The organism is Nocardia sp. NPDC059764, from assembly GCF_042732555.1.
GTDB lineage: Bacteria > Actinomycetota > Actinomycetes > Mycobacteriales > Mycobacteriaceae > Nocardia.
In genome coordinates this window covers 1-11,400 of record NZ_JBHWHH010000016.1, presented here as the reverse complement: position 1 = coordinate 11,400, position 11,400 = coordinate 1, and the positions used below count along the sequence as shown (strand labels likewise).

The window sequence follows — 11,400 nt, the reverse complement described above, 5'->3', positions numbered from 1 at the left end:
GGGACATGCGGGGGTGTCAGGGTGGCCGGGTGGGTATGCGGACACAGTCGCGACCGGCGCGCCTGGTGCGCTGGTTCCACGCGCTGTGCGACGGGGTGGTCGCGCTACTGCCGGCCCGGCTGCGCCGCTTCGTGGCCCCCACGTTCGTCGGCTATCTGCTGGTGAGCGCCTTCACCTTCGGCGTGGACCTGCTGCTGCTCACCACGTTGCACCCGGTCGCGCCGCTCCCGGTCGCGGTGACGGTCGCCTATTGCACCGCCTTCGGCCTGAGCTACCTGCTGAATCGGGTCCTGAACTTCGAATCGCATGCCGCGGTCGGCCCCCAGTTGGCCCGCTACATCGTGGTGGTGGTGGTGAACTACCTGGCGTTCATCCTCGGCGTGACGAGCGGCGTCGCGACGCTCGGCGTCGACTACCGGATCGCCCGCATCGTGGGCAGTCTCGGCGAGGGATTGTTCATGTACGCGTCCATGCGCTGGATCGTCTTCCGGACCAAGGCCGCCGGGTAGCGGTTCAGAGGAAGGCGCCGCAGGTGGGCCAGGCGCCCGGACCCTGCCGGGCGAGGACGCGTTCGGCGACCCGGATCTGTTCCTCCCGGGTGGCATCGGCCGGATTCCCTCTACCGCCGTATGCCCGCCATGTGCTGGGGCTGAACTGCAAGCCGCCGTAGTACCCGTTTCCGGTGTCGGCGGTCCAGTCCCCGTCCGCCTCGCACTCGACCACGGCGTCCCAGTCGTGCCGGGGCCGGGCCTCCGCGGTGGCGGATAGTGCGCAAGTCAATGCTGTGAAACCCAGCGTGAGAGCGAGGGTGCGAACGGGTCTTCGAAACTCGTGCTGTCCGATCATGGCGTATCTCCGCCCTGGTAGACGAACGCGCGGGCAACAATCAGACGATGGTAACTGAAGATTCGCTAATTAGTGGAAATTGAAGTCGGAGGGATCCGGTTCGGCCAGCATCGACTCCATGGTGGCGCGATCGAACGGCAGCAGGTCGATGCTGCCGCCCTCGGTGAAATACCAGGAGTTGCAGCCGGTGTTCCACACCGTCGGGCCCATGGCCTCGGCCACCTCGGACTCGAACCGGTCGGTCGCCGCCTCGGTGACCTCCACGGTGTCGAATTCGCCCGCGCTCCACCGCTGGATCCAGCGGGTGATGTAGCGCGCGGTCACCTCGGCGGCGTGGTGCAGCGGGATCGAGCCGGTGGGGGAGTGCGGGCCCAGCACGGTGAACAGGTTGGGGAAGCCCGGGATCGCGGTCATCCGGTAGGCGCGCGGTCCCTTGGCCCAGGCGTCGTCGATCGAGACGCCGTCGCGGCCGGTCAGATTCATCGGCCGCATGTAGTCGTGGGCGCGGAAGCCGGTGGCCAGCACGATCACGTCGACCTCGTGGTGACGGCCGTCGGCGGTGCGGATGCCGGTCGGAGTCACGGCGTCGATGCCCGTGGTGACCAGCTCGGCATTGCGGGCGCGCAGGGCCCGGTAATAGGTGCCCGACAGCACCTGGCGCTTGCACAGCGGCTCGTAATCGGGGGTGAGCTGTTCGCGCAGACCCGGTTCCGTGACCTGCGTGCGCAGGCTCATGCGGGCGTACCCCTGCACCGCGCGCCGCCGCCAGCTGGGCCGGGTGACCACGTCGGTGAACAGCCGCGCGCCGGTCATTCCCGCTTGGTAGAGCGCACGATTCACCTGCGGCAGACGCTTCAGGGCCGCGCCCACCAGCGCGGGCTGCGGGAGCCACATCGGGGCCCAGATCACCCACTGCGGGCTGCGCACGAAATGCGTGATGCTCTCCGCCTTGGGCTGGAGCGCCGAAACCACCTGCACGCCGGTCGATCCCGTGCCGAGCACCGCGATCCGCTTGCCGTCGGTCTCGACGGTGTCGTCCCAGCGCGCGGTGTGCACGATGGGGCCGGTGAACTCGCCCAGGCCGGGGATGTTCGGCACGGCCGGGTGATGCAGGACGCCGGTGGCGGCGATGACGAAATCGGCGGTGTAGGTGCTGCCGTCGATCGTCTCGACCTGCCATTCGGAGCCGGAGAAGGTCGCGGCGACCACTTCGGAATTCACCCGCAGGTGCGGTCGCAGCTCGTACTGCTCCACCACGTCGGCGAGATATCCCTGGATCTCCGGGCCCGGCGCGAAGATGTGCGACCAGTCCGGCTTCGGCGCGAACCCGAACTGGTACAGCTGCGAGGGCACGTCACAGGTCAGGCCGGGGTAGCGGTTCCAGTGCCACACGCCGCCGACGTCGGAGCCTTTCTCCAGCATCACGAAGTCGTGGAACCCCTTGCGATGCAAGGTGATCGCCGTCGCGATTCCGGACACGCCGGCCCCGATGATCACGATCCGAGGCTGCCGCCGCGTGCCCATCCCAACCTCCTTGTTGGATACCCCAGGAATTCAAATACTGACGGTATTTGGAACTCCCGGGGTATGTCAACCGGCGGCCGCTACGTCAGCTTGCGGCAGTACAGGGCGTCCGGATGGCCGCCGCGGGCATTGGCCCAGGAGAACGCGATGCCCGCCGCGTACTCGTCGGCGTTGCACTGGCCCTTGTACCAGCCGCTGGCGTAATCGCCGCCCTCGCCCGAGGCCGGGCGATTGTCGCCACGGTCGTCCCACACGGTCCGGCCCGCACCCGCCAGCGCGCGCCGGGCGGGAGCGCAGAGAATGGCCGACATGCCGTCGCCGCGCAGGCTGTAACCGATCATGAATTGACCTTCGGTGCACTGGTACTTGGTGAATCCACCCGCCCAGTCCGTCGTCACCTTCTCGCTGGAGACCTTGGTCGCCGAGGTGCCGGGTTGCCAGAGATCACCCTCGGTGGCGTCGGTGCACAGGCCGCCCTGCCCGCGCGAGCTGATACCGATCAGCCGCTGGTCGTCCGGACAGACCAGTTTGTGGGCACCCGAATCCCAGTCGGCGGCCGCGCGCAGCGACGCGTTGTGGTCGTCGTGGATGGCGTTGAGCATCGACCAGCCGCGCACCGGCGCGATCTGGCCGGTCTGCCCCGCCGCGTCCAGCAGCCGCCGGACGTGCGCACCCCGCCAGTCGTCGGTGTCCATCACGCTGCGCTTGCTGCCGTCGGTGTCATAGCGGAGCAGACCCCAGTCGTTGCCCTTGTCCTGATGCTGGAAACCGACGATCGGCCAGTACGCGAAGTCGAGGTCGCGGTCGATCAGATAGTCGACCATATTCGGGAACCACGCCTGGTCCGCGCCGGTCGCGCCCTTGCCGATGCCGAACTCACTCACCCAGACCGGCGCGGTGAAGTGCTTGTCCGGCGTGGTCGCGATGGACCCGGCCAGCTCGTCCATGGACTTGAACAGGTCACTGCGGGACATGTCGCGGAAGCGCGGATCGTGGGTCTCGCCGCCGCTGATGCCGGTGCCGCCGGTGTGGTTCGGGCCGATGTAGCCGTAGAAGTGCGCCGCGTAGACGACCTTGTGCGATCGGATCAGCGTTTCCGAGAGCGTCTTGACCGGCTTCAGCATCGGGCGCTCGTGCCAGGTGAGGTCGGTGGGGATGCCCATCCAGTTGAGGCCCTCGACCATGATGAGCAGATTCGGGTTGGCGTCCTTCAGGATCCGGTCGCCCGCCTCGTGCGCGGCGGCCTCCCAGTCGTGGCCGTCGCCCATGCCCCAGTTGGGGTTGTCCCAGGTGTCGCGGCGTACCTCGTTGCGCAGGTCCGCTCCGATGACACCCGGATCGGCCTTGTAGCGGGCGGCCATGAACGCCCAGTCGCTCACCCACTTGGCGGTGTCCTGCCCGGAATTCCAGCGTTCGTTGCCGTCCACCGCGCAGCACCACCGCGTGGAGGTGGTGTGGTTGTTGAGGATGACGCCGAGCCCGGCCCCGGTCAGCGCCGCGACCGCCCGGTCGTAGACCTCCAGTGGTTTGAGCCCGTTCAACGCCGGATTGGCGGTGAGGCCCTTGACCGGGCGGCTGTCGGTGATCATCTCGTTGGAGAAGGGTAGCCGGATGCTGTTGAGGCCCAGCTCCTTGAAGTCCCCGACGATCTTGTCCAGCGGCACCCGGTCCAGGCCCAGTGGTGCGCGATGCCCGGTCTCCTGGGCGAAGTTGTTCGCCGGATCCTCGTCGTCGCCGCTGCCGTTCCAGGTGCCGCTGGAGCCGTGCCAGTTGCCGGACTGCAGCTTCACCCGGTTGCCGGCCTCGTCGACGATATAGCGGCCGCGGGTGCTCAGCGGACCTTTCAGACCGGCGGGCGCGGCCTGCGCGACCGGTTCGAGATGAACGGCCGGGGCTATCAGCAGCCCGGCGGCCAGTAGTAGAACAGTGAAAACCCTCATCGGCCCTCGAATTCTCTTGCTTAACGATTGCTGAGAAACGTTAGTTCGCAAGGAAATCGACGAGAAATCAGTGTTTTTTGGACTTTGACAAGATTCGATTGTCAATCAGAGGTGCGGCGGCACCGTGCAATCCGCGAAATCCGGTTTTTCCAGTTGGGTGACCAGATCAGGATGGGTATCGCGAACGCACCGGGCGACCTCGACGAACGAACGGACCAGCGCGGATTCGTGCGCGGTGCGCCAGCCGACGGCCACGTCATTGGGCTGGACATCGGCGATCGGCAGCAGGCGTACGCCCGGGAAGGGGATCCAGCGCGCACCGGCCACGGTCAGCACCACGCCGACGCCGGTCGCGACCTTGTGTAGTTCCTCCAGCAGGGAGTTCGACCGGGACACCACCGGCGCCGGGATTCCGCTGCGGTAGGAGTCCAACTCCCAGAACGCGTTCCACACCGGATCGGTGGTGGCGGCCCCGAGGATCGGTTCATCGAGCAACTCGTGGGCGAACACCTGCTCGCGGTCAGCGAGTCGATGTGTGGTCGGCACCATCACCATGAGCGGTTCGGAGAACAGGGTCTCGAACTGCACGCCGTCATCGACGAACGGCCTGCGGGCGAACGCGACGTCCACCGACCCGCTGGCCAGCCCCGCCGATGGGTCCTCGTAGGTGAAGTGCCGCAACTCGACGGTGATCCCCGGATGGCGCTGCCGGAACATTGACAGGATCGGCTCGGTCAGGGTCAGCGCCGCCCCCTCGAGCGCGCCCAGCACCAGACGATCCTGTTCGCCGCGGTGCACCGAGCGGGCCCGCTCGACCGCCACGTCCAGTCCGGTCAGCGCGCCCCGCACATCGCGCAGGAAGACCGTGCCGGCCGCGGTCAGTTCGACATTGCGGGTGGTGCGGGAGAACAACACCACGTCCATCGCGTGTTCCAGCTGTTTGATCTGGGTGCTCAAACCCTGCTGCGAAACGTGCAATCGCTGCGCCGCCCGGGTGAAACTCAGCTCCTCCGCGACCGCGATGAAGTATTGCAACTGGCGGGTGTGAACTTCCATGGCGCGCAGTCTAGAGTGACTTTCCATCCAGGCGGAAGCGTTTCCGGAAGCCTCCGTGATGATTCACAAATCGGGGTTGTGAATCGCCGCCCCGGAATGATTTCTCTTCCACACCACGATGCACTACCGTTTACCGGGCGTTCACCGCGGCCGGAATAGGAAGTATTCAGTATCCCATTCGCGCTCCGGTTCCCTTGCACATTTGTTCCTGAGCGATCCGGCAGCGGAGGAAGCCTGTGACGAATTGGAATGCCCTGGTGGGCAAGCTGTTCACCCTGCAGTGCGACGTCGCGGAGCGCCTCGGCGAACCGGACCTGTCGGCCGCCCCCAATCCGCCCGCCACCGACGCCGAGATCGACGCGGCCGAACAACGGCTGGGCGTCTCCTTCGACGCCGCCTACCGCGACTTTCTGCGGTGTTGTGACGGCTGGTCGCGGTTCGGGAACATCCACCTCTTCGGCGCCCGCGAACTGGCCACCGCCGAGAAGTGGCGCCGGGCTGCGGCGTTCGCCGAGGTCTACTTCGCCACCACGGCTTCCGGCTCGCTGGTGGTGCCGCAGGGTTATCGGCGCGTCGTGGTCGGGAAAACCACTGTGCCGCAGCGCTTCATCGTGATGCTGTTCCCGGTCCGGCCGCCGCACGGCGCGAATGCCTGCTGGGACTGCTTGTCCGGCGCGGACCTGTGCTACCCCGGCTTCGGCGTGTGGGCGCGGGAGGAAGCCGCCGCGATCTCCAACGCGCTGTGCGAGGAGATCGCGGACGAGCGTTGCCTGCGCTGACCCGGCCGGATCAGACCAGCAGCTTCGCGCGCAGCGCGTCGATGGTGGCCTGATCCAGGCCCAGCCCCTCGCGCGCGTACGTGTCGACACTGCCGTAGAGCCGGTCCACTTCGGTGAAAGCGGCATGCAGCCAGGACAATTCGACGGCCTCCGGGTCGCCGAGCTCGGTATTGCTGGCCAGGAAGTCGGCGTTCACCACATCGCGCGGCACCCCGAGCAGGGTGAGCAGCACGGCGGTCGCCCAGCCGGTGCGGTCCTTGCCGTCCATGCAGTGGTACATCGTCGCGCCGCCATTGTTGCCCGCGATCGAGCGCAGCAGCGTGCCGAAGGCGACGTCGGAACCGTGGAAGTTCACCATGAACGGGTACTGGATCGACAGGCCCATGTTCGATGAGCCGTTGATCAGGCCGTCGATCACCGCGCGCCCCAGCGTGATCGGCGGGAGCTCGTGGAAGCCGATGCCGCTGTCGAAGCTGACCACGTCGGCGACCTTGTAGGTCGCGCCGGTCGGCACCCGGTCGGGCGCGCTGCTGCGCTCGGAACCGTTGCGCAGGTCCACATCCAGGGTCACCCCGGCCGTGACCAGCTTGGCCAGATCGGCGTCGGTCAGCTTGTCGATGCGGTTGGAGCGGAACACCACGCCGGAGCGCACCGTGCGGCCGTCCGTCGTGCGGTAGCCGCCGATATCGCGGAAGTTGCGCGCCCCGTCCAGCCGGATGGCGGTGACGGCGGGGGCGGGCAGCGTGGACACCAGGTCGTCGGCCTTGGCCGAACCCGAATCGGCCGAGCCCGAGGAACCGAAACTCCCGGAGCCGGAACCGGATCCGGAGGCGATATCGCTCGGCTGCGCGGTCGCGGGCGCGGCGCCCAGGGCCGCGCCCAGCGCGATCAGACCGGCCATGGCGACAGCCGCGGTATCGGCGCGGAGCTGCTTGCGGGAAGACACAGAGGACCTACTAACTGTGGGGAGCGCCGGACCGGGCTCCGTCAGGACTGTTTGATCGAGTACGAGCCGACCGTGGTGCCGATCAGCTGCCAGCCGCCCTCCACCTGGGTGAGGGTGAGGTCGGAAACGTTGGTGGACTGGACATTCGGGCGCGCGGTGCCGGGGTACCAGGCTTCCACGCGACCGGTCCCGGTGCCGGTGAAACCGGTCGCCGTCACGGTGGCGAGAGTGCCGGGCACCGCGCGCGGATACGCGCGCGACACCGGGCGGGCGTAGCCGGGAGCCAGGCCCAGCGGAACGCCCGAGGGGCAGTCGATGCGATTCAGGTTGCCCTGCACCTTGTTCGTATTGCCGTCGCGCACGCTGTGCGGATCGCCGCACGCCTGCTTCCACGACCACCAGGTGCCGCCCACGCGGTTGGCGTTGAGCTGGTCGATGAACCGATCCACCTTGGGCGCGTCGGAACTCGGGTCGCCGAACCAGCCCCACTCGCCGGTCCACAGGGGCGCTTTGTATTTGGCGGCGGCGTCCAAGCCGATCTTGAAGCCCAGTTCGATGCTCGGGAAGGCGTTGACGATATTGATGGACTCGCTGTACAGGTGCGGGGAGAACACCGCCAGCGGATCGGTGATGTACTTCGCGGGCGGGGTGGCGTCGATCCCGAGGGCTGACCAGATGGCGGACGGCTCGAAGATCGCCAGGTGCGGTGCGCTGCCGTGCTCGGCCTGCCGGATGGCCGCGATCACCCGCTGATAGAACTTGCCGAGCTGGTCCGCCGCCGAAAACGGGTCGCGCAGACCGGGATTGGGCTCGTTGAGCAGGTCGTACCCGGCGATCGCGGGCTCGTCCCTGAACTCCGCCGCCAGCTTGGCCCAGGTGTTCACCAAGTGCCCCTGGATGCCCTGGGTGTCGTCGTAGAAGTTCTGGAAGGAGCGGGCCACCGCCGGCGCGGTCTCACGGACGCCACCGAAATTGCAGGTGGTCCAGCCATCGGTGAGGGTCGCCCACGCGGGCGCGCCGTCCCAGCCGATGCCGGGCTTCATGAAGATCGGGCAGCCCTGGCCCTTCGGCGTGCCCACGGCCTTGCCCCACGCGTCCTGATGCATGTCCAGCACGGTGTAGATGCCGTTCGCCTTGGCGTCGTTCACGGCCGTGTGGATCCGGGCCAGGTACGCCTGGTCGAACGCGCCCGGTGTCGGTTCCAGCGCGGACCAGGCCAGATTCAGCCGCACCACATTGAAGCCGAGGGCCGCCATCTGCTCGAAGTCGGTGTGATCCAGCGGCGCGGCGGTCGGCAGCGGCTGATCGTTCTGCGCGTAGTCGTTGAGCTGGTTGACATTCGCGCCGCGCAGCAGCACCGTGCGACCGGCGACATCGGTGATCACGCCGTTCGAGACGGTGAGTTGAGGCAGGGTCCAGCCGCCGGGTTCCGCGGCCGCCTCGGGCGCCTGCTGCGCCGCGAATCCGCTGAACGCGAGTACGGCCGCGGCGACCGGGGCCAGGACTCGGCCTCTCGAAAGCATATTCAACCTCTCCGTGGGCGCAGACACCGAAGATCTCTTCCGGGCATCGCCGGATGTCCGCACGAAAAACCTAATGGCACAGCAGTGTCGAGTGGAAACAGTAGTTCCCCGCCGATTGACAAGGCCAACTTGTCAATGCGCCGCAAACTAGGGTTTCAGTTCCGTGGCCCGCTGCTTTAGCGTTCCCGGCGTGAGCGAAATGCGCTCATTCTTCGCCGGCCGTGGCGCGGCGCGGTCCGCCACGTCTCCGGAACCTTCCACCGCGCGGCGACCCGGATCGGACAAGTAGGAGACCATGAAAACGACAGTCGCCGACCGCACCCGTCGCACCGGGTGGGTGTCCCGATCCGTGGCCGTACTCGCGGCGGTGGCCGGATGCGTCCTGGCCACCTCGGCGCCGGCCGCCACGGCCGCGCCGGACACGCTCGTGCCGTTGCATGTCGACGGGTCCCGCTTCGTCGACGAATTCGGGCGGGTCGTGCTACTGCACGGCGTCAACAGCGTCAACAAGGAACCGCCCTACTTCGCGCCCGGAACCACGATCACGGCCCAGGACGCGGACCTGCTGTCCCGGCACGGGTTCAACACCGTGCGGCTGGGCGTCAACTTCGACGGGCTCATGCCGACCAAGGGCGTGGTCGACACCGCGTACCTGGATCGGGTGGCTGGCACTGTGGATATGTTGGCGCAGTACGGAATTCACACCGTGCTCGACAATCATCAGGACGGGTTGTCCAAGCCTTGGGGCGGCAACGGGTTCCCGGAGTGGGCGATCCACGCCCGCCCGGCCGCGGGTGAACCCAACCCCGGATTCCCCTTGAACTACCTGATGCCCACCATGAACGCGGGCTGGGACGAGGTCTGGAACAACACCTACGGCGCACTCGACTATCTCGGCCAGGCCCTCGCCGCGCTCGCCGACAAGTTGAACGGCCACCCCGGCGCGATGGGCATCGAACTGCTCAATGAGCCGTGGCCGGGCACGGCGTTCCTGTCCTGTTTCCCCGACGGCTGCACCGGATTCGACGCCAAATACCAGGCCGCCATGCAGAAGCTGACCGACGCGGTGCGCGCCCGCAACGCCGTCCTGATGGTGCTGTGGGAACCCAATGTCACCTGGAACGAGACCATGCCCAGCAATCTGGGCAAGAACCCGCCGATCAGCGCCCCGAACATCGCGTTCGCCCCGCACGACTACTGCATCCCCAGCCAGATGGCCATCTACAGCGGCCTGCCCACCTTCCTGCGCGGCCTGTGCCCGCTGCAGCAGGGCAAGACCTGGGGCAATATCGACGCCTTCACCCATCGCACCGGAATCCCTTCGCTGGTCACCGAATTCGGCGACGGCGACGCGACGGTGCTGAGCAACACCCTGATCAATGCCGACGATCGGTTCATCGGGTGGCAGTACTGGCAGTACCGCGGCGGCGATCCGTTCGTCGGCGACATCGGCGGCCAGTTGGTCCGCACCTATCCCCAGGCCACCTCCGGCGCCCCCGGCCGGATGATCTTCGACTCCGCGAGCGGCGACTTCGCCTACCGCTACACGCCCCGCGCCACCGGCAAGCCGACCGAGATCTATGTCTCGGATCTGCACTACCCCAACGGATATCAGGTTCGAGTCGACGGCGGCACCGTGACCTCCGCCCCCGGCGCGCGGGTGGTGACCGTGGAAGCCAACGCCTCCACCCCGGTGTCGGTCTACATCAATCGCCCCGGTTCGAAGGGCGCGAGCGTGCCCGACGGCCCGGTGGGCACCGGCTCGGCCTCGGGCTCCGCGTCGGGTTCGGCCAGCGGCCCCGGCGGCTCGGGCTCGTCCTCCGGCTCGGGCTCCTGATGCGCACCGGTATCCGGTAATTCACCGAACCGATTGACACCCAGACATTGTTAGTCGCCTCGAAATTGTGATTTCTCTTGTCTCCCAATGTGTCCTAGCGTTTTCGGTGCGTTCTGGTACGGAATGCCGAGGCCGAAAAGGCTTTTCGCATTCGCGAGTCCGAGGAGTACACCCATGAAATCCACTCTCGTCACCGCAGCCGCTCTCGCGCCCCTGGCGCTGCTGCCGCTCGGCCTCGCGGCGGGCCCCGCTCAGGCGGATCCGCTCCCGACCACCATCAATTTCCAGTGCCAGGCCACGCCGCCGATCGGCGGCGCGCAGACCTTCACCATGGCCCTCGGGGTGACCGGCGCCGCGCCGAGCACCGCGAAGACCGGTGACGCCGTGGCGATCACGCTCACCCCCGCGGCCATGCAGGTCCCGGCGACCGTCTCCGGGCACCCCCTGCGCAGCATTCGCGGCATCAAGCTGATCATGCCCGTGCCGGCCGACTCGACCTACGTGTCGTCCTCGGTATCCGGCGGCACGGTCACCGCGACCGTCGCCCAGTCGGCGGGCAAGATCACCCTCGACGCCCCCGGTTCGACCGCGGCGGGCGCGACCCTCACCCTGCCCGCGGTGACCGTCAACCTCACCGCGTCCGCCGTCGGCACCCTCACCAGCACCATCGCGGGCACGAGCTACGACGATCCGGGCCTCACCTTCACCGCTTCGGTGGACTCTGGAACGATCCTCGGCGCGGTGGACGTGCCGGTGAAGTGCTACCCGAGCCCCGCGCCGACCCTGACCACGACCACCGTGTCGGCGGGCACCCCCGGCGGCACCCCGGGCGGCGACTCCGGCTCGGGCAGCCTCGGCTCGGGTTCCGCGCAGCTTCCGTGGCTGCGGGGCCTGACCGGTTCCGCCGGCTCCTAGCCCGAGCCGCACCGACAAGGCCCGGAACCAACGG

General features: G+C 67.7%; 10 protein-coding genes. 4 read left to right on the top strand and 6 right to left on the bottom strand.

Annotation, left to right across the window (positions count from 1 at the left end):
• The first annotated feature begins 35 nt into the window (after nt 1-35).
• Nucleotides 36-509: a GtrA family protein gene (locus ACFV4K_RS05590; protein ID WP_379272387.1), complete on the top strand. Its 474-nt coding sequence runs from the start codon at nt 36-38 to the stop codon at nt 507-509.
• A gap of 4 nt (nt 510-513) precedes the next feature.
• On the opposite strand, the gene ACFV4K_RS05585 is transcribed toward ACFV4K_RS05590, so the two are convergent.
• From ACFV4K_RS05585 to ACFV4K_RS05570, 4 genes are all read right to left on the bottom strand, one after another.
• A complete protein-coding gene (locus tag ACFV4K_RS05585) occupies nt 514-780 on the bottom strand; it encodes a transglycosylase family protein (protein ID WP_379272330.1) in 267 nt (88 codons plus the stop codon).
• Between the two features lie 135 nt (nt 781-915).
• Nucleotides 916-2,370 carry a flavin-containing monooxygenase gene (locus ACFV4K_RS05580; protein WP_379272328.1) on the bottom strand — a complete coding sequence of 485 codons (1,455 nt, stop codon included), beginning with the start codon at nt 2,368-2,370 and terminating at the stop codon, nt 916-918.
• An 80-nt stretch (nt 2,371-2,450) separates the two neighbouring features.
• The gene (locus ACFV4K_RS05575; RefSeq protein ID WP_379272326.1) at nt 2,451-4,310 is read right to left on the bottom strand and encodes a glycoside hydrolase family 5 protein; all 1,860 of its coding nucleotides are present in this window, start codon (nt 4,308-4,310) and stop codon (nt 2,451-2,453) included.
• 105 nt (nt 4,311-4,415) lie between these two features.
• Nucleotides 4,416-5,366 (bottom strand): LysR substrate-binding domain-containing protein, encoded by a 951-nt coding sequence (locus ACFV4K_RS05570; protein ID WP_379272325.1) that lies wholly within the window; start codon nt 5,364-5,366, stop codon nt 4,416-4,418.
• Between the two features lie 236 nt (nt 5,367-5,602).
• On the opposite strand from ACFV4K_RS05570, the gene ACFV4K_RS05565 reads away from it, so the two are divergent.
• Nucleotides 5,603-6,145, top strand: coding sequence for an SMI1/KNR4 family protein (locus ACFV4K_RS05565; RefSeq protein WP_379272323.1), 543 nt, complete (start codon nt 5,603-5,605; stop codon nt 6,143-6,145).
• 10 nt (nt 6,146-6,155) lie between these two features.
• On the opposite strand, the gene ACFV4K_RS05560 is transcribed toward ACFV4K_RS05565, so the two are convergent.
• The gene (locus tag ACFV4K_RS05560; protein WP_379272321.1) at nt 6,156-7,091 is read right to left on the bottom strand and encodes a tyrosine-protein phosphatase; all 936 of its coding nucleotides are present in this window, start codon (nt 7,089-7,091) and stop codon (nt 6,156-6,158) included.
• 41 nt (nt 7,092-7,132) lie between these two features.
• Nucleotides 7,133-8,614, bottom strand: coding sequence for a glycoside hydrolase family 5 protein (locus ACFV4K_RS05555; protein WP_379272320.1), 1,482 nt, complete (start codon nt 8,612-8,614; stop codon nt 7,133-7,135).
• Between the two features lie 295 nt (nt 8,615-8,909).
• Here ACFV4K_RS05555 and ACFV4K_RS05550 point away from each other — a divergent pair, with 295 nt between their 5' ends.
• Both ACFV4K_RS05550 and ACFV4K_RS05545 read left to right on the top strand, forming a co-directional pair.
• A complete protein-coding gene (locus ACFV4K_RS05550; RefSeq protein ID WP_379272318.1) occupies nt 8,910-10,451 on the top strand; it encodes a cellulase family glycosylhydrolase in 1,542 nt (513 codons plus the stop codon).
• 174 nt (nt 10,452-10,625) lie between these two features.
• Complete coding sequence (locus ACFV4K_RS05545) at nt 10,626-11,366, top strand: hypothetical protein (protein WP_379272316.1); 741 nt, start codon at nt 10,626-10,628, stop codon at nt 11,364-11,366.
• Nucleotides 11,367-11,400 lie beyond the last annotated feature (34 nt).

What these genes read in the sequence shown, in the direction of transcription:
- ACFV4K_RS05555 (WP_379272320.1), bottom strand. Translation starts at nt 8,614, where the DNA reads ATGCTTTCGAGAGGCCGAGTCCTGGCCCCGGTCGCCGCGGCCGTACTC.
- ACFV4K_RS05550 (WP_379272318.1), top strand. Translation starts at nt 8,910, where the DNA reads ATGAAAACGACAGTCGCCGACCGCACCCGTCGCACCGGGTGGGTGTCC.
- ACFV4K_RS05590 (WP_379272387.1), top strand. Translation starts at nt 36, where the DNA reads ATGCGGACACAGTCGCGACCGGCGCGCCTGGTGCGCTGGTTCCACGCG.
- ACFV4K_RS05580 (WP_379272328.1), bottom strand. Translation starts at nt 2,370, where the DNA reads ATGGGCACGCGGCGGCAGCCTCGGATCGTGATCATCGGGGCCGGCGTG.
- ACFV4K_RS05545 (WP_379272316.1), top strand. Translation starts at nt 10,626, where the DNA reads ATGAAATCCACTCTCGTCACCGCAGCCGCTCTCGCGCCCCTGGCGCTG.
- ACFV4K_RS05575 (WP_379272326.1), bottom strand. Translation starts at nt 4,310, where the DNA reads ATGAGGGTTTTCACTGTTCTACTACTGGCCGCCGGGCTGCTGATAGCC.
- ACFV4K_RS05570 (WP_379272325.1), bottom strand. Translation starts at nt 5,366, where the DNA reads ATGGAAGTTCACACCCGCCAGTTGCAATACTTCATCGCGGTCGCGGAG.